This window comes from Geobacillus sp. FSL W8-0026 (genome assembly GCF_037966255.1).
Classification (GTDB): domain Bacteria; phylum Bacillota; class Bacilli; order Bacillales; family Anoxybacillaceae; genus Geobacillus; species Geobacillus icigianus.
On the sequence record NZ_CP150194.1, the window covers coordinates 2,793,775 to 2,817,860 of the forward strand.

Sequence of the window (24,086 nt, forward strand, 5' to 3'; positions counted from 1 at the left end):
TTATGAAACGCGAGAATATGGAGAATATGATTAGTATAAAATGGATAGGTGTAGGTGCTGTCTTTTATTTTTATGGCGCAATGCTTAAAAGCGAGATCATTCAAACGGCACATCAACAGCGATTACACTTCAACAACTGGGATGTGTCTTTGCGCTTGTTAACTGATCCCTATCTCATTCTTTATTTCGTTGTTCCCATTGCATTATTGTTTTTCATAAAGTCGATTGTAATCGACTTTGATTATCAAATTTTAATTCGTTTAGGGTCGTTCAAGAAATGGATCTATTATTCCTTCAAAAATTTCTGGCGAATGGCTTTTCCATTGCTGTTTCTATGGGGGTTTATGTCTTTATTTATGGCAATTGGATTTCCCCATTCGTGGGAATGGAGTGAGGTTAGTAAGATAGCATCTTCTACTAATACACTTGACAAACTTGTGTATTTCTTTCACAAACCTATATTTGCCTTCATAGCACAATTGCTTTTGTTGCTCTTTACCTTTTCACTGTTACATATCGCTTTTGCGATCATATACGTATTAACGAAAAAAAAGAATTTGATTCTTTTTCTGTAACTATTCAGCCACATCATAAAGTGAGCTGAATATTTTTTGCTTTTCCTGTCCATGATGTGAATATTGATAGACAAGGAGGTGAATCGCATGTTGACGGTACAACAAGCTGTATTTACAGTTGAAAGCTTAATCAGCAAAGCCCAACAACAAAAGCAGCTCATTACTCACCAACAACAAGTCATTGAGCAACTGTTGAAAGAAAACAAACAGCTACGCAAAGAAAATGAACAACTGAAGTACCGTGTTCAAGAGCTGGAAGCACGCACGAAAAAAAACAGCTCCAATAGCCATTTGCCCCCATCTTCTGACCGTTTTGAGAAAAAGCGTTCCTCCCGCGAGCCGTCTGGCAAAAAGCTTGGTGGGCAAGAGGGACATGAGGGGAAGACGCTCCGTCAAGTGGAACATCCACATCATCGTGTCGTCCACCGTGTGCATACGTGTCAAGGATGTGGAGCTTCTTTGCGTGAAGTCAAACCGTTCAAAGTCGATATCCGTCAAGTGTTTGATGTCCCTCCTGTGGCGATCGAGGTGACACAACATGAACGTGAAGTGAAATCGTGTCCACATTGTCGATGCGTGCAACAAGCCGAATTCCCATCCCATGTCACGAATCATGTGCAATACGGTCCACGGCTCACGGCGCTCGTTGTTTATTTACATCATATCCAATTGATCCCGTACAAGCGTTTAAGTGATACAATCGAAGCGTTATATCAACACTCGATTAGTACGGGAACTCTTGCCAATATGGTGAAACGAGGACGCGAATCGTTGGAATCCAATATGGACATCATCGAAGACGCCTTACTTGAATCCAACATCCTGCATGTCGATGAAACGAGTTTGCGCATCAATGGGAAACTCGCATGGGTGCATGTCGCGTGTACATCGAGATATACATACTTGGCTCCTCACGCTTCTCGTGGAAAAAAAGCGACCGATGATATCGGGATTCTTCCCCGATATGAAGGGACGATGATGCACGATGCGTTCGGTACGTATCCGAAATACACACATGCCACCCATGCCCTTTGTCATGCCCACCATTTGCGTGAGTTAAAAGGATTCATCGAACAGGGGCATACGTGGGCGATGCGCATGACCACGTTTCTGTTAGCCGCCAAGCAAGCCGTCGAAGCCCATCACGGTGCACTTTCCGAAGAAGAAGCGAGACGGTGGGAACGAGTGTATGATCGCATCCTAGAAAGAGCACAACACCGATTAGAAACGATGACGCCTCTTCCGAAAAAAGCACTCGCTTTTGTTCGACGCCTTCAAAAACGAAAGGAAGAAGCGCTGCGTTTCTTACGTGAAGTACATGTTCCCTTTGATAACAACCAAGCCGAACGCGATCTTCGCATGGTCAAAGTCAAAGAGAACATTTCGGGTACGTTTCGCGAAGAAACATTCGCGCAGTCGTTTTGCATCGCAAGAAGCATCGTTTCCACACTGACGAAACACGAAAAAAACGTGTGGGATTCGTTATGTCTTCTGTTGGCAGGCGAAACGATCGATCGAGTTCTTTCCGCTACCTAGGGCATTTTCTATGACCGAAATGCCCTATTTGTGCTGGGCTTTTTTATACACTAGCACTGGGGTGAATAGTTACCTTTTTCTTAGTGTTTTCTTTTTCCTGTACAGCGGTATAGGGTTTAAGCTATTGCCGACTAAATTTGCTTTCTTGTCACCTGTTTGCTTTTTATCAATCACTAATGGGGTACGTGCTTTTCATTCTCCGCTCCCCATTTTTAGTATCGTGATCATTTTTTTGGTTGTTTGTATATGGTTTTTGAAATTTTTGGACTTAAATAAAAAAATATACATTCATTCTATCAAATCATCTATGCCCATTGTTGCTTATTTTTCTATTTGTGTCATGGGGATCGGAGCAACAGCTCGATCATTAGCTCAATCCTCTGCTGTGACAATTTGGGATGTCTTCGCGATGTCTTTTATTGGGGTTAGTGCTGATCGTTTTGCCTATATTCCGTTTTTCTTTTACTCAGTGGTATTTTTCGGATTGGTTTATTTAATTCAACTGCTTTTTCTAAGCAATGAGATTGAGCAGTTAGGATATTATAAAATTATTCGTTTCAAGAGCTTAAGGAAATGGTTTTGGAGCTGGATGACAAAGTTAATGGCAATAAGCGGTTACTTCTTATTCATACTGATTATTCTTTCGCTAGCATTAGCTGTTTGTTTTGGAGCCAACGTCGGTTTTTCGCTAACTCTGCTTCCCAATCCTCTACATGAAGTGATTTATCACTTCCTTGTTAATGGTTTTTTACAAGTCATTTTTTATATAAGTCTTGTCTTTATATTTTCTTGGATCAATAAAGAATCAATATATGGAGTTGTTCTGACCAGTATACTAATGCTTCTCATGTTGCCTGGGATTAATTCAAAAGGGATCATACCTGTAGGATTAAATAGCATTATTTATTTGGAGGACGATTCTCCTTATTATCTAACCCTTATTTTAGTTGCGGCGAATGTGATTTCATATTCTATTACTGTAGATGAGCATTTTTCATTACAATAATTTCCATGCCCTAAGAGACAAACAGGGGACCCCTTAGGCGACATGGAGCTGTTTTTTGATCACATCAATGGGAATATCTTGCTTCGCGGCATCGTAGATGAACTCGACGACGCTGTGCCCTTTCCGAGACCGAAGAAGCTCCAGGCCGGAAGAGAGGTCTTGCTGAGATTCGGCGATGCTGTATACGCAGGCGAACAGCACCACGGCCCAATACCGTTTCACCGCCCGAATGTGACGAACACGGTACCCATCGAGCTTCAGCTGGTCTTTGGCCTGCCGGAAAAAGCATTCGATCGTCCAGCGCTGGGCATAATAACGCAAGATCTCTTCATCGCCTAGCTCCCGGTCGGTGCTCAAGACGACATGGAGATGATCTGGCGTCATCGGTTCATCCGCCTTCCAAGCCAGCAGCACCACCGCGTCATCGAGGCCATGGATCGCTCCCTCGTAGCGATACACGCGGTAACGCTCCTTCCCCACCGTGACGAGGCGGGTGTCGTTGGGCTCGATATAGCGGGCGAACTTCTTCGCTTGGATGGCGATACCTTTCGGATAGAGAATCCGGTTCGTCTTGAGCATGGCGATGACATGGAATCCTTGTTTCAGGCAGGCTTCGATGAGCGCTTGGGACGGATACCACGAATCCATGAGCACATACACCGGCTGAGCCCGTTTCCCCTTGAGCGAGGAAAGCATCTCGATCGCTAGGTCGATCTTGCTTCTTCCCGCCGTCTTGTCATACAGACGAAAGGCGAACGGGAACGCTTGCGAGAAAGTATGCACCATCCGCCAAACGAGCGAATGCCCCCAAACGGATTGATGATCTTTGTGCGAGTAGTGCCAATCACACCCTTGAATGGCGCGGGCAGCCCGTGACGAAGGCTTCGTTTTTTGGCAAATCGTATCATCAATCGAAACAAAAAGGGGTTGATTCTCCTGTTTGGCGATTCGCTGGATGCGATGAAGGATCCATTGCTGGAGTTTGCGAAGCAACGTCTCTTCATCCCAAGGGCTTTTCGTGAAAAAATGGCTGAGCGTGGTTCGATGATTGGGATGAAAACTCCAGTGATGGACATCGGTCAATGTTCCCGAAAATCCCTTGGTAGTCAAGGCATCCACAATATGAACGAGATGCTTGATGACCGGTTTCGAGAAATAAAGCGCCAATCCCAGCGTCATGAAAAACTTGTGGATTCCTTGATGATGTGCTAATCTATTCATGAGACATGAACCTCCTTGCGGGTAGTTTGAGCACATCTATTTTACTCAAGGAGCTGGGTTCATGTCTCCTTTTTTGTTTAGCTGTCAATTTATGTTAGCAAATTTGCTCATCTACAGTCTATTATTGACTATTTATTGAAGCAAAGTGTAAAGATATAAAAACATCAATATGGGTGGGATGGAATATGTCAATGATGATTTCCTTAAAAAATGTAAGTAAATCTTATAAAGGATTAACACTGTTTCAAAACGTCAATTTGGAAATCGAAAAAGGAAGTATATGTGGGATTGTGGGCCCGAATGGCTCGGGTAAATCTGTTTTATTTAAAATGATTTGTGGATTTGTATTTCCAGATGAGGGGAGCATTGTTGTCGATGGAGTAGAAATCGGGAAGAGCAAAAGATTCCCAGATAATATCGGAATTATTATCGATCGTCCTAGATATATAGCTAATAAAACTGGTTTTCAAAATTTAAAGGAATTGGCCATGATCAGAGGAAAGATTAGTGATGAAAAAATAGCAGAAACAATGAAAAAAGTTGGATTGCAACCACAAGCAAAGCAAAAAGTGAAACATTACTCTTTAGGAATGAAGCAGAAGCTAGCAATTGCCCAAGCGATTATGGAAGACCAACAAATACTTATATTAGATGAACCATTCAATGCACTGGATGCTGAAAGTGTCAATACCATTCGCCATTTACTATTATCTTTCAAAAATGAAGGGCGTACCATTTTGTTGACAAGCCATAATCAAGAGGATATAGATATTTTATGTGATCGAGTTTTTCGTATCAATAGATACCGATTAGAACCTGTTGTTTCATAAAGCATAAATTATGAAATATGGTGAAGCTGACCCGAAAAGTTTGCTTTTTACCGTCCTTTTAACAAATTGGCTCATAACATTGGCCTTCTTTGTAATATAATAAATTATATACTTGCATCATAACTGCCATCGCCTTCGGCGGCGATGGCGAGCGTCGCCGCCCGCAGTTGAACATGTTCAATCCCCACGAAAGGAGAAATGGCGGTTGGAAGAGCTTGTTGGCTTTTGCGCGCAATGCGGCAAGCCGATCCATTGTTTGCATGGTTTTTTAAACGGAGTGGTCAGTCGCGAAACCGAGATGTTGTACTGCTTTCCATGCCATGACAAGCAAAAGGAAACCGAACACGCTACGCCAGATAAATGCCACCAGTGATTGAAAACGTTCACAAATGAAAGGGAGCTGACCCAAACATCTGCTAACAAGCGGACTTTTGGAGCCAGCTCTTTCTTTTTTTCATCGTATATTGATCATGAACGATTCCGACTAAATCTTAGAAGGCCGGCGAAAAACCGCTGTCACACACCAATCGGAGGCATTTTCATTCAGAAAAGAAAGCTGATGCTGCGAGGTGTCTCTCATTGAGAAATGGGTGGAACTCAGCGGTATTTTGCACGAAATCACCAGCCTTTTCGGTTTCTCCTTAATTACAAAGAAAGGAAGTTCGATTTTCGCCAAAACAATGCGGCTGTCGCGATTAACATGACCGTACGGACTATGCACTCCTTTTCCTAGACGGATGCAAAGGGACAATGACCCAAAACACTATGTTCAAATTTCTGTGAATCATTTATAATTATGAAAGGGGAACGATGATCCTCATGTGTTCTGCGCTACAATCCCATCCCTTTCCTCAACCACTTACTCTACACACTCGTTTCCCCAGTTCTCAAAAGAAAGGAGCGATTCACCACCACACGCTTTTGCAAGGCTACTATATATTAGAAGGGAGGATTTTCTTTGGAAGCGATATTGAACCAAATTTTGAACAAGCTCCAAGTAATCGAACATGAAGTAAGCGATATCAAAACAAACATGGCAACGAAACAGGAGCTTGAAGAAGTGAAGCATAGTTTCACCAAAGAGTTTGAAGACATTAGAGCCAACATGGCCACCAAACAGGAGCTTGAAGAAGTAAAACAAAGCTTCTCAAAAGAACTGGAAGATATTAAAGCTAACATGGCAACGAAACAAGAACTTGAAGAAGTGAAGCATAGTTTCACCAAAGAGTTTGAAGACATTAGAGCCAACATGGCCACCAAACAAGAACTTGAAGAAGTGAAGTATAGTTTCACAAAAGAGTTTGAAGACATTAGAGCCAACATGGCCACCAAACAAGAACTTGAAGAAGTGAAGCATAGTTTCACAAAAGAAATCGAAGACATTAAAGCCAATATGGCTACCAAACAGGAGCTTGAGGACATCAAAGCCAACATGGCTACCAAACAGGAGCTTGAGGACGTAAAGAACAACCTAATGAAAGAATTAGATCATGTCAAAGCCAATATGGTCACGAAGCAAGAGTTTGTTTTCGTCCAACAAGCAGTGCTTGAAACGAATCAAATCGTTAAGAAGATGGAACAAAACATGGAAAAGCACGAACGGATTTTAGATCTTCTTTCTAGGCGTTCGATTGAACAAGAAGCAGTAATTTCCAGCATTCGCCTGATTAAGACCACATGATCAAGGATGAAGCATCTCTCCTTGTCTTTTTGAGGCGCGGCCGCCTTTATAGTTTTAAGGAAGAAACGTCTCCATCGGAATGCACTCAACCATTTGGCGAACTACATGATCCATATTTATCCATAAGAATAATATCACTTGGCAATGTGAGATTATCTATGATACACTCTGCAAAAATATGATGATATGTCATAAAAGAATCGGCCTTTTTCGATGATAGTGGTTATGGCGACTTCTATTCTGTTAGAAAACGAACGATTCTATTTCGTGTCAAAAAGGGCTAATCCCAAAACGCATTCGCGTTTTGGGTCAGCCCCGTTTTTGTTATTCTTCCTCTGCCAAATTCGCCACCGGCAGCTCTTCCCCTTCACTGTGCGTAGGCTTGCGCAAATGGAACATCGCTTTGATGGCAAAGACAAGCAAGGCGACGACGCCGCTCAAAAAGATCGTATCCGGAACGGCTCGGAGCAGCAACAAGTTTTGTACAATGTCTTGCTGCAGGAACGAAGACGAGCGCGACGCCCAGTAACCGCGGGTAAACGCCTCTTTCATTTGCAAAATCCCGACTGGAAGGAGCGTGATAACAACCATGCCGGCGAGTCCGATGTTTAACATCCAACATGAGAACTTCAGCCATTTGTCATTCCATGCTTCCGGTTTGACGATGTTGCGCAGTGAGTAAAGAAGTACAGCAATGGCAAACATACCGTACACGCCCATCATCGCCGCGTGGCCGTGAGCCGGCGTTAAGAATTGTCCGTGTTCAAAGTAGCTAACCGCTGGCAAGTTGATCAAGAAACCAAACACACCCGCGCCGACTAAGTTCCAAATCGCTGTGGAAATCAAAAACCAAAACGCTGCTTTATACGGGAAGTTGACTCCGCCGTCACGCATCATTTTATATTGTTCGTACGCTTCCAAAATAAGGAGCGTAAGCGGAATGACTTCGAGCGCCGAGAACACCGCGCCAAGAGCGATCCATACTTCCGGCGAACCGTTATAATAATAGTGGTGACCGATGCCGATGACACCGCTGCCTAATAAAATCGTAAATTGGAAGTAAAGCGCCCGAACCGTCGAATGTTTCGTCACGAGCCGCAGTTGAACAAGCAAGAACCCGATGACGACAACGGCGAACACTTCGAAAATGCCCTCTACCCATAAATGGATGATCCACCAGCGCCAAAAGTCAGCCATCGTAAAGTTCGTATCTGGTTTCATAAAGAACGCGAAGATGTAAAAGAACGGAACGGCAATGGCTGAGTAAAACAGCAAGTGGATGAGCCCGCCTTTGTCGCTTTCCCGCTTCAGCTCGCGTTTGACGCCGCGGAAGACGATGAACAGCCAAAGGAGCATGCCGACCACCAAAATGATTTGCCAGATGCGGCCGAGCTCAATGTATTCCCAACCTTGATGGCCAAACAGGAACCATTCGTTTCCTAAATAGCCGTTGACGCCGAGCCATTGGCCGATCATGCTGCCGGCGACAAGGACAACAAGCGCCCAGAAGAGCAAATCAACGAGCAACCCTTGCTTTTTCGGTTCTTGTCCACCGACGAGCGGGGCGATGAAAATCCCCATGCCAAGCCATGCGGTCGCAATCCAGAAAATCGCCAGCTGCAAATGATACCCTTTGGCTATGTTAAATGGCAATACGTCGTGAATCCATTTGATACCAAAGAAGCTGTCCGGTTCTGTATAGTAGTGGGCAAGCAATGCCCCAAACATCGTTTGGACGAAAAAGAGCGCTGACACGATAACAAAATATTTGCCTGCTTTCACTTGCGACGGAGTCAGCGGGTGCCGCCGCAAATCGATGGTCGGAAACTTCCCTTCGGCATACGCTTCTTGCATGCTTAATTGGTAGCGATGGAATACGTACAAAATGATCCCGATAAACAAAATCAAAATCGTGACGCTCGCACCGCTCCACCATACCGCGGAAAACGACATCGTATTGCCGGCGTCCTCATAGTACGGCCAGTTGTTCGTATATGTGATCTCGTCGCCAAGTCTTGGTGTACTCGACAACCAGGCGGTCCAGAAGAAAAAGTCGGCAATCTGTCGGATTTGATCGCCATTCGCAACCCAAGCGCGATCCGCTTTTGGCATGTCGCTTTCTTTGATTAATCCTTTTTTCAATCCCCAACCATCGCCATTGGTGAAAACATCGCGGTAATAGTCGCGCACTTTTTCCAACCCGTAGACTTGCGCATCTGTCAGGACAAGCACATCGGTTACCGGGTTGTAACGGTTTTTCCGCATCTCTTTTATCACTTGTTCACGGATGATCGACTTCTCATCGTCCGTTAAATCAGCAAACGGTTTGTTATACCGCTCTTTCGCTTTGTAATCTTGCATGCCTTCCGTGTACACTTTCAACGCTTCCGCCGTATAGTCCGGCCCCATATACGATCCATGGCCAAGCACCGTGCCATAATCCATCAATCCGTATTTTTGGAAGACGGCTTGCCCGCCGACGATCGTTTCTTTCGTCATCAACACTTGGCCGCTTTCACTGCGCACCTCTTTCGGCCTTGGCGCCATTTCTTTAAAGATCCAATACCCGCCGACAAGCAGCACGGTAAAGCTGATCAAAATAGTGAAAATGAGAATTGATTTAAGAAAACTGTTTGTCGTTTGCCGCCTAGGCCAGATGTTAGGGCGGACCGTTCGGTTCACTTCCATGTGAGGCAACCTCCTTCTCGTTTGTTCGCCCCCATTGTAGCGCGCTGATCGTTTGGCGGTTTGTGAGCCGGGACAAATGTCAACGATGATTTATATCACAGCTTTTCGGTGTAGGAATTTATACAATGAAAGCAGAATGTGCTGAACGACGCAAGTTTTCAAACAGAGAACCGATCGAGTCCCCGCTTGGCCATTGTTATCATTTTGTCACATTTTTATGTAGGGAGAGAACGCCATGGCGCACCATTGGATGAAAGACCGCTTAAAAGCCGTTCCGTTGTTTCGTGAACTGTCGGATTACGAGCTCGATTCGCTTGTCGCCATTTCCCATGTGCGCGTCTACAAGCCGCGGACGTTTGTCTTTATGCAAGGCGACCCGTTAGAGCGCGTCTATTTCATTCATTCCGGCACAGTGAAAATTTACAAAACAGATGTAAGCGGAAAAGAACAAATCGTTTCGATTTTGCAGACAGGGGAAATGTTTCCGCACGCCGGCTTTTTCTTAAAAGGCGCCTACCCGGCTCACGCCGAAGTGATGGAAGAAGCGACATTGATCGCGATCTCCATCCATGATTTTGAACAAGTGCTGATGGCCAGCCCTGAGCTATGCATGAAGCTGTTTCGCGTCATGGGCGAAAAAATTGTTGACTTGCAAAACCGGCTCGAAGCGCAAGTGCTTCATAATACGTACGAACAAATCGTGCTGCTTTTGCTGCGGCTGACGCGGACGAATGCCGTCAAACAAGGGAAGTGGCACCGTCTCACCGCCCATGTGACAAACCGTGAGCTGGCCAATATGATCGGCACCGCCCGCGAAACGGTCAGCCGGACGTTGAGCCAGCTGAAACGGAAAGGGTTGATCCATGTCGACAAACACGGCTTTTATTTGATCGACCAAGAAGGGCTTGAGCAAGAAATCTTTTTCTAATCCCCTTTTGTCTAACATGCGGTTTATCGTGAAAATGGGGATGAATGCCACCCTTATCCTCAATTGAGAGTCAGATGGCAAGGAAATGACTGTACATCGCACGTTCGGAACAAACCATCTATCGTTTTCGAACCGGAGGCAGACATATCGTATTCCGACCGCGTAGTTGTGAGCTATATCACAACATTCCATAATGAAAATGATTATCATAATAGCAAAAAGGAGGGAATGTGGATGGCCACAACGATTGAACTCGATGTACGCGAAGATTTGCGGCAAAAGCGGGAACCGTTTGAAAAAATTATGAACGCCATCAAGCCGCTGCAGCCGGGCGATACGTTCATTTTACACGCCCCGTTCAAGCCGCTGCCGTTGTTTCCAATTATGAAAGCAAAAGGATTTACGTACGAAGTGGAACAAATCGAAAAAAAACATTGGAAAGTAACGTTTGTGAAGCAGGGGGAATGACCGATGATCCTCGATAACCGCGGACTCGAGCCGCCGCAGCCGATGATGCGGACGCTCGCTGCCCTCGCTAAGCTGAACCTTGGCGAGACGCTAACGATCATTAACGATCGCCGACCGATGTTTTTGTACGAGCAGCTTGACGAGCTTGGCTACCGGCACGAGACGCTCGCGCGTGAAGACGGCAGCTTTGAAATTCGGATTACGAAAGGATGAGCGCCATGTTTCCGGCCCGCACCGGAACGGAGACGGACATCCGCCTTCCGTTTTCCTTTATCATTTTCGCCGTGCTGGCGTTCGCCGCATCACAGCTTGTGCTGCTGGCGGCTGTTCCCGCAATGAGCGGCGGCGCGTTCCGACTGCCGCTCGTGTGGGCGGCGGCCCATTTGGCCTTGCTCGGCTTCGCCTTAATGGCGGCGATGGGGGCGATGTACCAGCTCGTTCCGGTCGCCTTTTTGACACCGATTTGGAGCGAGCGGCTCGGTTTTTGGCAGTTTGCGATCACCGCTCTCGGCATCGTCACCGTTGCCGCCAGCTTAGCATTGGCGCCAAACGAGACGTTCCTCCCTAGCTTGCTTCTGCTGTTCGGCATCGTGCTGTTTGTCTGGCAAATGGCGATGACATTAAAGCAGCAAAAAAACAAAACGATCATGACGCTGTTTGTCGCGACTTCCTTGTTGTTTTTGCTGTTGACGGGCGCCGCCGGGGCGTTGCTTGCCTTTCACTTTTTCGCCGCCACAGGCGCCAACAGTCATGAAACGGTGTTCGGCCTGCATGTGCTGTTTGGGCTATGCGGCTGGTTTACCCTGCTCATTATGGGCTTTTCGTATAAAATGGCGCCGATGTTTTCCCTCGCCCACGGCTTTTCGATGCGGCCGGCGCGCTACGTCTATGCACTGTATACGAGCGGAATTGCGGTGGGGCTGATCAGCCTGTTCCTGCCGGGCCAGACATGGCTAGCGGTCGGCTCCTCTTTGCTGGCGGCTGGATTCGCTCTTTTCGCTTGGCACATCTATGCGATTTTGCAAAAACGGATGAAAAAAGCGCTCGATCGCCCGTTTCGGTTTTCGTTATCCGCCATCGTCATCGGCCTTGGGCTGCACGTTGCCGCCTTCGCCGCCATCGTCATCGGCAGCGGACGGCTGCTTGGCATCATTGTTTATCTATTCATTGTCGGCTGGATCGTGTTTAGCATCATCGGCTATTTGTTCAAAATCGTGCCGTTTTTATGGTGGACCCATCGCTACAGTGAAAAAGTCGGTCAAGAAAATGTACCGACGTTAAAACAAATGATGAATGAACGGTTGATCACCGTTCAGTGTCTTCTGTTCGCTGTTGCCTTGGTGCTCGCCGCGGCGGCGCTTTTGTTCACCAACACTACGCTGTTTGCCGCCTTCCAAACGCTATTTGCTGGACTCAGCATCTTGTTTGCCGGCACGATTTTAGCGGTCTTGCGCAAATAACGACATCGGCCACCAGCGGCCCGGCGCATCGATGAGGGCGCTTTGACAGCCAATCGCCTCGTTTGAGAAACAGTCAGGCATCATGTCTTTTTGGCTAAGAACAAGTGCTGGAACATCGCGTCTTCCTAGCCTTTTGGAAATGACAATCAAGGAGGGAATCAACATGGATATTCTTGAACTCGCCATTCATCAGCTGAAAACGGTCATTGACCCGGAGCTTGGCATTAACGTAGTCGACTTAGGGCTGATTTACCGCTTGCAAATTCAAGACGGCCAAATCGATGTGCTCATGACGCTCACAACCCCCGGCTGCCCGCTTCATGACTCGATTGCCGGCGGCGTCAAGCGGGCGTTGGAACAAATCGACGGCATCCACGACGTGCGTGTCCAATTGACGTGGAACCCGCCGTGGACGCCGGAGCGAATGAGCGAAGAAGCGCTGCGGCAGCTTGGTTATTTTGCCTAAACCGCTTTACAGAAAAAGCAAGCGACAAAGGAAAAATCGACCTTCCCTTAACGATCGTAAGTTGAAGAAAGCGTAAGCCGCGATGCCTGCGCGTGACAACTTGAGAACGGATGAAAACAGCAGAAAACGAAAAAGACACGGAAGCGAAAGCCGTTCCGTGTCTTTTGCTTCTTCTTGTCCTGGTTCGCCAAGCCGGAGACTCCGGTTGGTCCTCACTGCCCATCTCCTTCTTCCTTCACCCGCAACAGGCGCATGCTGTTGAAGGTCACGAGCAATGTGGCGCCCATATCAGCGAACACCGCGAGCCAAAGGGTGAGCCAGCCGGGGATGGCGGCAATGAGCGCTAACGCTTTTAACCCTAAGGCAAAGGCAATGTTTTGCTTGATGATCGCAAGCGTCCGGCGACCGAGGCGAACGGTGTATGGCAATTGGCGCAAGTCGTCGGCCATCAGCACGACGTCCGCCGTTTCCAAAGCGGCATCCGTCCCCGCTCCGCCCATGGCCACGCCGATATCGGCTGCAGCCAAAGCGGGGGCGTCATTTACTCCGTCGCCGACCATGGCCGTTATGCCATAACGTTGTTTCAGCTCGCGGATCGCCGCCAGCTTCTGCTCGGGAAGCAGCCCGGCGCAAATGGCCGACACGCCCGCTTGGCGGCCGATGGCTTGGGCGGTTTGTTTATGGTCGCCGGTTACCATGGCGATCTCTTTGACCCCGAGACGCCGCAATGCCGCAACGGTCGCCGCGGCGGACGGCCGCGGTCGATCAGCCGCCGCGATCAATCCTAACAGCCGACGGGCCGTGCCGATCGCCATCACCGTTTTTCCTTCTTGGCGGAAGGTGGCGATTCGCTGTTCCGCTTCATCCGGCAAACGGCCGAGCACCTCGGCGAGCAAGGATGGGCGGCCAATGTAGTACGTTTCGTTTCCGACGACCGCCCTCACCCCTTGACCCGTCAACGACTGAAATTCATCTACCGGCACGTCAAAAAACGGCTCCCTATCTTCTTCCACCAAGCGGACGATGGCGGAAGCGAGCGGGTGCTGCGACCGTTTTTCGATGGCCGCCGCCACCGCCAGCAGTCGTTCACGCCTTCCGTCATACACGACGACATCGGTTACGGACGGTTTCCCTTCCGTTAACGTCCCGGTTTTATCAAAGGCAACCGCTCGCAGCCGGCCGATTTGTTCCAAATATCTCCCGCCTTTGATGAGCACGCCGCGCCGGGCTGCATGGCCGAGAGCGGTGACAATTGCCACCGGTGTCGAGATGACGAGCGCGCACGGGCAGCCGATGACGAGAACAGCGAGGCCGCGATACACCCAATCAAGCCAATTACCGCCCACGACAAGCGGTGGAATGACGGCGATAAGCAGGGCCACAATCATAATGAACGGTGTATAATAGCGGGCAAACCGATCGATGAACGCTTGTGATGGCGCCCGCTCCGCCTGCGCCTCTTCAACGAGATCGATCATTTTCGCCAACATCGTTTCATCGGCCCGCTTCGTCACTTGCACTTCTAGGAATCCTTCCCCGTTCAGCGTCCCGGCGAACACTGCATCGCCGACCGTTTTTTCCGCCGGCATGCTTTCACCGGTCATCGCCGCTTCATTGACCGTGGACGCCCCATTGACAACAACGCCATCCAAAGGAATTTTCGCCCCTGGTTTCACGATCATGACCTCTCCGAGGCGAACGTCTTCGACCGGAACGGTCACTTCCTCCGCACCGCGCCGGATCGTCGCTTGAGCGGGCGCCATTTCCAGCAGCGACGCGATCGACCGCCGTGCTCGATCCATCGAGTAGCGCTCGAGCGCTTCGCTTATGGCAAACAAAATGACAACGACCGCTCCCTCTTGCCATTCACCGATCGCCGCCGCACCGAGAATGGCGATCGTCATTAACGTGTTCATGTCCAACTGCCAGCGGGCCAAATTCCGCAGCCCCGTCCAAAACAAGGAATAGCCGCCGAGCGCGATCGCCGCCAAATACATCGCGACCGCCATTCCCGCGCTGTCCGCCGCATCGGCCACAATGCCAATCAGAAGCAATACAGCAGAGACGAGGACGTTTTGGTTCTCTTTCTTCTTCCAAAACGGCTCCCGCTGGATAGTGCGCTCGCGTGCTTCGCGAATTTTCAGGCGTTCAAACGCTCCGGCTTGTTCCAGTTCTTCCACCGTCGCCTCGCCCCAAACCGTGAGTTTGGCGGCGCCGAAGTTGACTTTCGCTTCTTTGACGCCGGGCAAAGCTTTGACGTTGCGCTCAAACTTGGCGGCGCAATTTGCGCACGTTAACCCTTGCACGCGGTATGTTTTGGCCTCGATCCGCTCCAATGTTTGTTCATTCGCCACGGTGATCCTCCTCTTTCTGATGGGCGAGCGCGACAAGCAACAGCTCGCGAATATGGTCGTCATCGAGCGAATAAAAGGCGAGTTTTCCCTCTTTCCGATATTTCACGATGCCTTGTTTATACAAAATGCGCAAATGATGCGACGTCGTTGCCACCGTCGCCCCGATGACGTTCGCTAAGTCGCAGACGCACAACTCTTCCTCGCCGCAAAGCGCATAGACGAGTTTCGCCCGGTTTTCGTCGGCCAACGCTTTGAAAAACGGCACAATCGACACCATGTTTTCCTCATTCAGCCGGCGCTGAATCCGCCTGACCTTCTCCTCGTCATAACAGTAAACGTCGCAGACGTCTTGGCGATGCATTCCGTTCCTCTCCTTGCCAACATTCAAATAGTTGCTTGAATATAGAATATCATATCCTCTTTTGATATTCAAATATTCATTTGAATGAAAAAAGTTCCCTTATGACAAAAATCCGCCTTCGTCGCAGCAAAAGGCGGATTTCGGCTGATGAACACACCGCAGCAATGAGGCCCATTGCCGTCGGTTTCAACTTATAGAGGCTTGGCGAAAAAACGCCGCCACGAGCAAATCAACGGCATTTCGCCAAAAAAGAAGGCTGATTTCGCAAGGCTTCTCTAACTGAGAAACAGATGGAATAGCCGTATTTTGTACGAAATCACCGCTTCTATAGGGGGCTGGTGATTTAATGGCGTATACAGCTTTACCATGTCATTTCTCAATTAGAAAAACCTTGTTGCATCGATCCTGCTTTTCGCCCATTCCCCCATTGAGTAAGGGAATCAGCGGCATTTTCAGTCAGAAAAGAAAGCTGATTCTACGAGGTTTCTCTCATTGAGAAATGGGTGGAATCAGCAGATTTGGCACGAAATCACCGGCCTCATACGTATTCGCGAAACCAACGCACCGTCTCCAAAAACGCTTCGCGCGTCACTTTATGGCCGGCGTGCGGGTCGGTGATGAATCGCAGCCGGTCCTCGTTCCCTTCATAAAGTGGTTTAATTTGCTGATAAAACTCATATGTATAAGCATACGGGACGACTTGGTCGGCTTTTCCGTGCCAGATGAAGAGCGGCCGCCCGGCGAGCTTTTCCGGTTGTTTCGATAAATCATAGCGGGCAAGCTTTTCTTTTTCCAACGCCAACAACGTCGGCGGCATCGGAATGTCGATGTGGCGTCGCTTCCCTTCTTCAATCATGGCATCAAAAAAGGCGCTAAAATTCGGGCAGCCCATCAGCGCCACTGCCGCCCTCACCCACGGATAGACGGCGAGCGCTCCGAACGTGACGATCCCGCCCATCGACGTTCCGGCAAGCCCAATTCGTCCCGAGTCAGCCAGCCCGCGGCTCACAAGGTCGTTTTTCATCTCATCGATTTCGCTGATCGTGCGCACCACAATGTCCCAAAACGACAACTGCAATTTCCGTTCGCTCAACCGTTCGTCCCGCTCGCCGTGAAACAGCGCATCGGGAAGCACGACCCGATAGCCCGCCTCCGCAAGCAAATAGCCGAAATGCAAATTATGTTCTTTGGCGCTCGTAAAGCCGTGAATAAAGAAAATGAGCGGAAGCGGTTCGTCCCGTTTTTCCGGCTGAACGACATGAAGAACAGGCACGCCGGCCAGCTGTTGTTGTTCAATGATCACCATCGCTACACAAACTCCTTTTCTTTTTCTATCGTTGTATAGTGTACCATATGGACAGCGATTTTGGAAAAGAGTTACACTAGGTAATGAGAAAACCAAAAGCAAAGGAGTCAGACATGAAGCCATATTTAATTGCTCTGGATTTGGATGGAACATTGTTGAGGGAAGATAAGACGATTTCCCCGCTGACCAAAGAGGTCATCCGCCGCGCCATTGACGCCGGCCATGTCGTCGTCATTGCCACCGGCCGGCCGTACCGGGCGAGCCGCATGTATTACGAGGAACTGAACCTCACGACACCGATCATCAATTTCAACGGCGCGTTTGTCCACCACCCGCGCCAACCGTCATGGGGAATCCGCCATGTTCCGCTGCCCTTGCCTGTTGTGAAAGACATCGTCGAACTTGGGGAAACGTATCGAATCAAAAACATTTTGGCGGAAGTGATGGATGACGTCTATTTTCACGAACATGACGAAGTGTTGCTCGACATCGTCCGCCTCGGCAACCCGACGGTGAAAATCGGCGATTTGCGCCGCTCGCTCAGCAAAGACCCGACGAGCGTGCTCGTGTATACAGAGAGTAGTCATGTCGAACAAATTCAATCATATCTGTCCGACGTATATGCCAACGTATTGCACCATCGGCGTTGGAATGAGCCATGGCATGTGATTGAAATCATCCGCCATGGGGTGCATAAAGCGGCCGGCTTACAACAAGTCGCCGATCACTTCGGCATCCCTCGGGAGCGAGTGATCGCCTTTGGCGACGAAGACAACGATTTGGAGATGATTGAGTGGGCCGGATTGGGCGTCGCCATGGGCAACGCCATCGAACCGCTGAAAACGATCGCCGATGATGTGACGAAAACGAATGAAGAAGACGGCATCGGCGTGTATTTGCAAGACATCTTGGACCTATAGCTCTCCGCCCTTTCGTCGCATTCAGCCGGCGTTGGGGACAGCGGTTGGTCCCATTTCCTAACTACCGTTCCGTGAAAATCGCGTTGGCAAGCGGTGATTTTGGAGGGCAGATCCCTTGCCATCGATCGTTTCCGTAAAAACACCGTGTCGATGGGTTCCGATTTTCATCCTTGGGCGATGGCCAAACCGTCGCCCGGGGACCTTTTTCCAAACAGACCGGACACGCTTGAAACGGCGCTTTTCGTTTGTAACGAATTTCCTTACTACTGTTCCCTGGCCGCGGTTACACTATACGTGACGCAACGTGCGTCTTCATTTTTTAAAGGGGGAATCCGTCATGGGCAAACGAAACAAATCAAAGCGTTTCGTCCAGCAAAGCGTCGATGCAGTCGAACGGCATGACAAACGAATCCCTTACCATTTGACGTACGCCGAGGCGGAAGCGCGCAAAGCGGAAAAAGCGGTGGAAACGTCGCTTGGGGGCGTGTAGCAATGGGCAATCGTCTATTTCAAGAGGCGCGCAAAGCGGTCGCCCAAGCGAAGCAAGCGGCCAGCGGCGAAATCGACATGAGCGTCGACCGCGCCATCGCCATTGCCAAAAACGCGTTGTCTTCAGCTTACGCGCATTCCAATACGGCGGAAAAAGCGCAGTTGCGTCAATTTCAAGCTGAGCTTGATGAGCTCACCCAATAACCGCTGCGGGCTTCCCGCAGCTTTTTTTCCCTCGTCCCCGATTTTCCGTTGTATTCCGAACCGAAACCGGCTACACTGAACATAGAAACATGAATCGCTGTTCACCTGCGGAAACGGTCGGTTCAGCCGATCGAGCCGCGAGGAACGCGGAAGGAGAAAAGAGGAGGACGAACGATGTCCATTCAAATCATCACCGACAGCGGCGCGGATTTGCCGCAATCGTACATCCGCGAACATCATATCGCCTTTTTGCCGCTCGTCGTCCATTGGAACGGCCAAGACTACGAAGATGGGGTGACGATCGAACCGAAACAAGTGTATGACGCTATGCGCCAAGGACAGGCGGTGAAAACGGCCCAACCGAGCCCGCTGGCGATGAAGGAGCTGTTTTTGCCGTACGCCAAAGAAAATCGGCCATGCGTGTATATCGCCTTTTCCTCGAAATTATCCGGTACATACCAGACCGCCATGGCCGTCCGCAGCGAACTGCTTGACGAATACCCTGAGTTTCGCCTGACGATCATCGACTCGAAATGCGCTTCGCTCGGCCAAGGGCTTGCCGTCATGAAAGCGGCCGAGTTGGCTGAACACAACCCCCCATACAACTTGCTTTGCGAAACGATCGAGGCGTACTGCCGCCATATGGAACATATCTTCACCGTCGACAATCTCGACTATTTGGCGCGCGGCGGCCGCATCAGCAAAACCGCCGCCGCCTTCGGGGGCTTGCTCAACATCAAACCGCTCCTCCATGTCGAAGACGGCGCCCTCGTTCCGCTGGAAAAGCTGCGCGGGCGGAAAAAAGTGTTGAAACGGATGGTCGAGTTGATGGGCGAACGCGGCAACGATCTTCAAAAACAAACGATTGGCATCAGCCATGCCGATGACGAAGAAACAGCGCTTGAACTGAAGCGGATGATCGAAGAAACGCACGGCTGCAAGCGCTTTTTCCTCTCCGACATCGGCAGTGCCATCGGCGCCCACGCCGGACCGGGGACGATCGCTCTGTTCTTTCTGAATCGATACATTGAAATCTGACGCGAAACGAAACAGAGGCGCCTGTCCAGAACAGGCGCCTCTCCCTTCTCATTGACGACAGCCCACGCTCGCCCTATCCTCCTGCGTCCCCCCATCGCTTAAAGCCTCTCCCTTCTCATCGATGACAGTCCTCTATTCATGATCCGCAAGCGAGCCAGTGATCAAGGGAAACCTTTCCATAATTTTTCCATCAACTCCCTCTATAGTTCCTGTGCATTTGCCCATACTAATCCTACACGATCGGAATGCAGGGAGGGCTGGTCCATGCCAAACACAAGCGACAACGACAAAAAAGCGCGCGACAACCAAGCGAAGCGCCATGAAAAAAACATGATGCGCGAGAAAAACCGGGAAGCCGGGAAGTTCGCGTATTCGAAGAAGACGGATCATCTATAAGCGAACTGACAAAAAGGCGGGCAAACGACCGCCTTTTTACCTTTGTCTTTCCATGTGCTTTTCCTCTTCGTTGACTTGAAACTGACTCATCGCCGCACGCAATTCATCTGTCAACTCGCGGAGCGTTGTTGCTTTTTCCTTCATCCGTTCAAATGCGGCAAGCTGTTCAGTCATCGATGCGGCGATTTGTTCACTGCCGGCAGCCGATTGTTGAACAACGGCACTAATACTTTCCACATTTTTGAACACTTGTTCCTCACGCCATTTTAAGTCGGAAAACGCATCGGCAAGTGCTTGGAGATCAGCGGAAATGCTTGTGACGGTCTCATCAATTTTCGCAAACGCCTTTGTTGTTACTTCGGCCGACTCCGATTGCTCACGCGCCATCTCCATCCCGTTGGTCACTGCATCGGTGACGGACGCAACACCGCGCTCAATCAATGAAACGGTCGCAAAAATTTGCTTCGTTGCTTGAGCCGATTGTTCGGCTAGCTTTCTCACCTCATCAGCCACAACGGCAAATCCTTTCCCCGCTTCACCGGCGCGGGCTGCTTCAATCGCCGCGTTGAGTGCCAACAAATTCGTCTGTTCAGCGATCTCAGCGACTGAGGCTGCCATTTGTTGAATGTGGCTCGCATATCCAGCCAATTGTTTTGTCGCCTGTTCAATCAAGCGAGTTGCTTCCACGCTTTGGTGAATAAGGCGCATTTGCTGATCCATGGCTGCCCGGCCGCTTTCGACCGCTTCTAACGCCGCGCTGCCATAACGGACCGTTTGCTCGGTCCTCTCTGCCGTTTTGGCAAACGTTTCATCCATTTTTTCGATTTGTTCCACCGCTTGCTGTAATTCTTCGGCGATATTTTGCGTCCCCGTGGACAGTTCATTGACCGACACCGTGACTTGTTCATGAAGGGAAGTGAGCGTTTGTTGCTCAGCTTCCATCTCTTGAGCAAACTGTTCGACTTGTTTACTTGCTTTCCCAACTGATCCTAGCAATTGCTTTAGTTGCTCCACCATTGCGGCAAACGCCTCGTTTAATGAGCCGAGCTCATCCTTGGCCCGATAATCGACACGAGCGACGATCAAGTTTCCGCTCGCAATTTCCCCCGCATTGGCCGCCAACTGTCGGAGCGGAGACGTAATCGAACGAGTAAGACGCCAGCTCGCCAATCCGGAGATCAGCATCAACAAGACGCTGCCGATCACAGCCGTCCCAATGACCGTTTGAATTTGTTGTTTCAAATCACGCTGGACGGCCTGATAATGGTCATTCGTCTCCCAGCCGAGAACAACGACATCGTTGATCGCCCCTTCAATGCGCATGGCTTGGCGCCGCACCTCTGCCGCATCCTTTTTCGCGAACGCTGTTCCGACCGCCTGTTTCACAGCGGCAAATTTCGTGCCCGCTTTCTCGACCAAAGAACGAAAACGCGGTTGTTCAACCGCTGTTTTGAGCTTCTCCAACCGTTGATCGACGATGTGAAGCTGCGCCAACGCCTGTTGTTTATTCCCTTCCGTCATATTGTAGGAAGCGCTGTTTAAGCTTTGCTTTGCCCCCTTCATATCAGCTTCCAACTGTCTTACTGAAAGCAGCACCGGAACGATATCCTCGTTTTTCTCCTGAATCGATAACATGGTGGCAATGATGTAACCGATGATGCCGATGGCGGCCACGAGTGCAACGAAAGCATGCAGCCATAGTTTTTGGCGAATCGTCATGGTCCTCCCCTTCTCTTTTTAGTTTGTTGCGATTTGTCCGTCGATGATTTTTTGCGCCCAACTGTCAACCAGACGTTGCTTTTGTTCATCCCACGGAATGACCCGGATCGGTGCCAAACCGACTCCGTCTTTGGCCAATCCTAACGTGACCGTACCCTCGGGCCATTGTTTTTCCTTCACATAATGCTTGATCACTTGATAAAGCGCAACATCAATATTTTTCACCATCGAGGTGATCACCGCTTTTTCCGCGTAAATATATTGATCGCTGTCGACACCGATCGCATACTTTCCACGCGCTTCGGCCTCGCGAAGCGCGCCAATGCCGGTAAACCCAGCCGCCGTATAGATGACATCGCACTGCTTAGCAAACAGCTTCTTCGCCCATTGTGCGCCAAGATCAGCATTGCCAAAATCACCTGCATAGACGGTTGTCACCTTTGCTTGCGGCTTGACAGACCGCACCCCTTTCTCAAATCCGTCAGCAAACTTCCGGATTAACGGCACATCGGCTCCGCCGATAAACCCGACATGATTTGTTTTCGTTGCCAACGCCGCTACCACTCCAGCCAAAAAACTTCCTTCTTCCTCTTTAAAGGTAATCGATGTCACATTAGGCAGCGTCGATTCCGCATCAATCAGAATAAACCGTTGTCTTGGGTATTGTTTCGCGACGTTTTCCAAATCGTTTTGCACCATAAATCCCAGCCCAATGACCACGTCATTGCCGGCGGCGACCAATTCTTTCAACCCTTGCTCATATGTCTTTGTTTCACTAAGCTCACGATAGTCAAACTGAACACCTAATTCGTCCCGCGCCTTGATCAAACCGCGAAACGCGGCATCGCTGAACGACTGATCCCCCAGTCCGACGTCTGACAACATAATACCGACTTTTACTCTTTTTTTCTGCACAGCTGGGGCATGATCGGAACAGCCAGCTAACAACACCACAAGTGCCAACAAGAAATGCCATAGTCGTCTGTAACGATTCATCTCCCTGTCTCCTTCCCATGATGTCCATTAACATATATCGGCGGAATTGGAGGATGTTTTAGCGTTTTAACCAAAAATGACTCATCACCACAACATGTACTTGACAGACGGTTCACTTCTCTGAACAAGTGTATGCAAAACATGATTGGTTTCCTGTTCTTTCTTGGTTGCATAAGTAAGGTACGTGATGAAAAAATCAAGTACAACTTTTGGTGAAGAGCCCCAAAAATCTTCTTATTGTTCTCTTCTTCCATTTGCTGATGGTTGTGTTCGCTGCCCCCTTTTTCTATAATGAAAGTACATCACACGCCCGGGAGGTTTCGTATGTCGAAGGAAAGTTCGTTTGATATCGTCTCGAAAGTCGATTTGGCTGAGGTGGCGAACGCTATCAACATCGCGATGAAAGAAATCAAAACGCGTTATGACTTTAAAGGAAGCAAAAGCGACATTTCGCTCGAGAAAGACGAGCTCGTTCTTATCTCCGACGATGAGTTTAAGCTGGAGCAGCTGAAGGACGTGCTCATCGGCAAGCTCATTAAACGCGGGGTGGCGACGAAAAACATCCAATACGGAAAAATCGAGCCGGCCTCAGGCGGCACGGTGCGCCAGCGCGCCAAGCTTGTCCAAGGAATCGACAAAGAAAACGCGAAAAAGATCAACACGATCATTAAAAACACAGGGCTGAAAGTGAAAAGCCAAGTGCAGGATGACCAAATCCGCGTCAGCGGCAAAAGCAAAGACGACTTGCAAAAGGTCATCGCCGCCATTCGCGAAGCGGATTTGCCAATTGAGGTGCAGTTTGTGAATTATCGTTAAGCGGATGAGGGAATCCTCGATCCGCTTTTTTGTTTTACAAGCATGATCGAAGGGCGTGATTTCAGAAAAAATGGGGGTCTTCCAATCCTTTCTTTTGGGAGAAATAAGAACCGCACCGTTTTCTGTGCTTACCGATCGCCGAACGAGCGATGGCTCAATGTTCAGAGGAACAGCTGTTCTATTGTTTTCATGAGGAGGCCAATAGCATCGCCATCATTGTCAAACATATGAGCGGAAATATGGTGTCGCGCTGGACAGACTTTTTGTCATCGGATGGGGAAAAACCGAACCGCAACCGCGATGATGAGTTTATCAACGATTTTCATACGCGCGAAGAAGTCATGGCCTGCTGGGAAAAGGGGTGGTCCGCTTTGTTTCAGACGCTCAGCGAACGGCAAGAAACGGATTTGTTGCGGACGGTCACGATCCGCGGTGAGCCCCATTCTGTCATCGAAGCGATTGAGCGACAAATGTACCATTATTCGTATCATATCGGACAAATCGTCTATATCGCGAAACAGCTGAACGCCGAGCGCTGGAAAGCGTTGACGATCCCGAGAAAAAGAAAACGCTAGCCTCCCCAGCAAAAAGCGGGGGCGTGTCAAGTTTTTTCAGACACGCCCTCGCT

25 protein-coding genes are annotated in these 24,086 nt (G+C 49.3%); 18 read left to right on the forward strand and 7 right to left on the reverse strand.

Going from position 1 to position 24,086, the window contains the following annotated elements; genetic code table 11:
* Positions 1 to 2: 2 nt before the first annotated feature.
* The 3 genes from NST29_RS14000 (at position 3) to NST29_RS14010 (ending at position 3,117) form a co-directional block, all read left to right on the forward strand.
* Positions 3 to 575: a hypothetical protein gene (locus tag NST29_RS14000; protein ID WP_339232295.1), complete on the forward strand. Its 573-nt coding sequence runs from the start codon at positions 3 to 5 to the stop codon at positions 573 to 575.
* A gap of 87 nt (positions 576 to 662) precedes the next feature.
* Positions 663 to 2,111, forward strand: coding sequence for an IS66-like element ISGst1 family transposase (locus tag NST29_RS14005; protein WP_033019592.1), 1,449 nt, complete (start codon positions 663 to 665; stop codon positions 2,109 to 2,111).
* A gap of 124 nt (positions 2,112 to 2,235) precedes the next feature.
* Complete coding sequence (locus NST29_RS14010) at positions 2,236 to 3,117, forward strand: hypothetical protein (protein ID WP_339232296.1); 882 nt, start codon at positions 2,236 to 2,238, stop codon at positions 3,115 to 3,117.
* Between the two features lie 33 nt (positions 3,118 to 3,150).
* Here NST29_RS14010 and NST29_RS14015 read toward each other — a convergent pair whose 3' ends face one another.
* A complete protein-coding gene (locus NST29_RS14015) occupies positions 3,151 to 4,338 on the reverse strand; it encodes an IS701 family transposase (RefSeq protein WP_339232299.1) in 1,188 nt (395 codons plus the stop codon).
* A gap of 185 nt (positions 4,339 to 4,523) precedes the next feature.
* Between NST29_RS14015 and NST29_RS14020 the strand changes: the two genes are divergently transcribed.
* The 3 genes from NST29_RS14020 to NST29_RS14030 all read left to right on the forward strand — a co-directional run bounded on the left by NST29_RS14020 (position 4,524) and on the right by NST29_RS14030 (position 6,849).
* Positions 4,524 to 5,168, forward strand: a complete 645-nt coding sequence (locus tag NST29_RS14020; protein WP_061912273.1) for an ABC transporter ATP-binding protein — start codon at positions 4,524 to 4,526, stop codon at positions 5,166 to 5,168.
* Positions 5,169 to 5,373: 205 nt separating this feature from the next.
* Entirely contained in the window at positions 5,374 to 5,541 is a 168-nt protein-coding gene (locus NST29_RS14025) for a hypothetical protein (RefSeq protein ID WP_172418623.1), read from the forward strand.
* Positions 5,542 to 6,126: 585 nt separating this feature from the next.
* Positions 6,127 to 6,849, forward strand: coding sequence for a repeat-containing protein (locus NST29_RS14030; RefSeq protein ID WP_033019174.1), 723 nt, complete (start codon positions 6,127 to 6,129; stop codon positions 6,847 to 6,849).
* Between the two features lie 324 nt (positions 6,850 to 7,173).
* On the opposite strand, the gene NST29_RS14035 is transcribed toward NST29_RS14030, so the two are convergent.
* A complete protein-coding gene (locus NST29_RS14035) occupies positions 7,174 to 9,537 on the reverse strand; it encodes a nitric-oxide reductase large subunit (protein ID WP_033019176.1) in 2,364 nt (787 codons plus the stop codon).
* A 235-nt stretch (positions 9,538 to 9,772) separates the two neighbouring features.
* Between NST29_RS14035 and NST29_RS14040 the strand changes: the two genes are divergently transcribed.
* The 5 genes from NST29_RS14040 (at position 9,773) to NST29_RS14060 (ending at position 12,859) form a co-directional block, all read left to right on the forward strand.
* Positions 9,773 to 10,465, forward strand: coding sequence for a Crp/Fnr family transcriptional regulator (locus tag NST29_RS14040; protein WP_033019177.1), 693 nt, complete (start codon positions 9,773 to 9,775; stop codon positions 10,463 to 10,465).
* A 234-nt stretch (positions 10,466 to 10,699) separates the two neighbouring features.
* Positions 10,700 to 10,933, forward strand: a complete 234-nt coding sequence (locus NST29_RS14045; protein WP_033019179.1) for a DUF2249 domain-containing protein — start codon at positions 10,700 to 10,702, stop codon at positions 10,931 to 10,933.
* 3 nt (positions 10,934 to 10,936) lie between these two features.
* Positions 10,937 to 11,146: a DUF2249 domain-containing protein gene (locus NST29_RS14050; RefSeq protein ID WP_033019181.1), complete on the forward strand. Its 210-nt coding sequence runs from the start codon at positions 10,937 to 10,939 to the stop codon at positions 11,144 to 11,146.
* Positions 11,143 to 12,393, forward strand: coding sequence for a hypothetical protein (locus NST29_RS14055; protein WP_081917018.1), 1,251 nt, complete (start codon positions 11,143 to 11,145; stop codon positions 12,391 to 12,393). The genes NST29_RS14050 and NST29_RS14055 overlap by 4 nt, the downstream gene beginning before the upstream one ends.
* A 163-nt stretch (positions 12,394 to 12,556) precedes the next feature.
* Positions 12,557 to 12,859: a metal-sulfur cluster assembly factor gene (locus NST29_RS14060; RefSeq protein ID WP_033019186.1), complete on the forward strand. Its 303-nt coding sequence runs from the start codon at positions 12,557 to 12,559 to the stop codon at positions 12,857 to 12,859.
* 212 nt (positions 12,860 to 13,071) lie between these two features.
* Here the strand turns inward: NST29_RS14060 and NST29_RS14065 are convergent, their stop codons facing one another.
* The 3 genes from NST29_RS14065 to NST29_RS14075 all read right to left on the reverse strand — a co-directional run bounded on the left by NST29_RS14065 (position 13,072) and on the right by NST29_RS14075 (position 16,880).
* Positions 13,072 to 15,213 (reverse strand): heavy metal translocating P-type ATPase, encoded by a 2,142-nt coding sequence (locus NST29_RS14065; RefSeq protein WP_033019191.1) that lies wholly within the window; start codon positions 15,211 to 15,213, stop codon positions 13,072 to 13,074.
* Entirely contained in the window at positions 15,203 to 15,574 is a 372-nt protein-coding gene (locus NST29_RS14070) for a metalloregulator ArsR/SmtB family transcription factor (protein ID WP_033019194.1), read from the reverse strand. Before NST29_RS14070 ends, NST29_RS14065 begins: the two co-directional genes overlap by 11 nt.
* Before the next feature lie 538 nt (positions 15,575 to 16,112).
* Positions 16,113 to 16,880, reverse strand: a complete 768-nt coding sequence (locus NST29_RS14075; RefSeq protein WP_033019196.1) for an alpha/beta fold hydrolase — start codon at positions 16,878 to 16,880, stop codon at positions 16,113 to 16,115.
* Between the two features lie 113 nt (positions 16,881 to 16,993).
* Between NST29_RS14075 and NST29_RS14080 the strand changes: the two genes are divergently transcribed.
* From NST29_RS14080 to NST29_RS14100, 5 genes are all read left to right on the forward strand, one after another.
* Positions 16,994 to 17,800, forward strand: coding sequence for a Cof-type HAD-IIB family hydrolase (locus NST29_RS14080; RefSeq protein ID WP_033019201.1), 807 nt, complete (start codon positions 16,994 to 16,996; stop codon positions 17,798 to 17,800).
* Positions 17,801 to 18,137: 337 nt separating this feature from the next.
* The gene (locus tag NST29_RS14085) at positions 18,138 to 18,290 is read left to right on the forward strand and encodes a hypothetical protein (protein ID WP_165570920.1); all 153 of its coding nucleotides are present in this window, start codon (positions 18,138 to 18,140) and stop codon (positions 18,288 to 18,290) included.
* A 2-nt stretch (positions 18,291 to 18,292) separates the two neighbouring features.
* Positions 18,293 to 18,493, forward strand: coding sequence for a DUF3813 domain-containing protein (locus NST29_RS14090; protein WP_031405196.1), 201 nt, complete (start codon positions 18,293 to 18,295; stop codon positions 18,491 to 18,493).
* A 174-nt stretch (positions 18,494 to 18,667) separates the two neighbouring features.
* A complete protein-coding gene (locus NST29_RS14095; protein WP_033843249.1) occupies positions 18,668 to 19,531 on the forward strand; it encodes a DegV family protein in 864 nt (287 codons plus the stop codon).
* Between the two features lie 264 nt (positions 19,532 to 19,795).
* Positions 19,796 to 19,927: a DUF3941 domain-containing protein gene (locus NST29_RS14100; RefSeq protein ID WP_008879040.1), complete on the forward strand. Its 132-nt coding sequence runs from the start codon at positions 19,796 to 19,798 to the stop codon at positions 19,925 to 19,927.
* Positions 19,928 to 19,963: 36 nt separating this feature from the next.
* Here the strand turns inward: NST29_RS14100 and NST29_RS14105 are convergent, their stop codons facing one another.
* Positions 19,964 to 21,646, reverse strand: coding sequence for a methyl-accepting chemotaxis protein (locus NST29_RS14105; RefSeq protein WP_051962632.1), 1,683 nt, complete (start codon positions 21,644 to 21,646; stop codon positions 19,964 to 19,966).
* An 18-nt stretch (positions 21,647 to 21,664) separates the two neighbouring features.
* On the reverse strand, positions 21,665 to 22,642 hold the full coding sequence (locus NST29_RS14110) for a BMP family ABC transporter substrate-binding protein (protein WP_033843248.1): 978 nt from the start codon (positions 22,640 to 22,642) through the stop codon (positions 21,665 to 21,667).
* A gap of 324 nt (positions 22,643 to 22,966) precedes the next feature.
* Here NST29_RS14110 and NST29_RS14115 point away from each other — a divergent pair, with 324 nt between their 5' ends.
* Together NST29_RS14115 and NST29_RS14120 are read left to right on the forward strand one after the other, a co-directional pair.
* A complete protein-coding gene (locus NST29_RS14115) occupies positions 22,967 to 23,458 on the forward strand; it encodes a YajQ family cyclic di-GMP-binding protein (RefSeq protein WP_033843246.1) in 492 nt (163 codons plus the stop codon).
* A gap of 122 nt (positions 23,459 to 23,580) precedes the next feature.
* Positions 23,581 to 24,033 (forward strand): DUF1572 family protein, encoded by a 453-nt coding sequence (locus tag NST29_RS14120; RefSeq protein ID WP_051962631.1) that lies wholly within the window; start codon positions 23,581 to 23,583, stop codon positions 24,031 to 24,033.
* Positions 24,034 to 24,086: the final 53 nt, after the last annotated feature.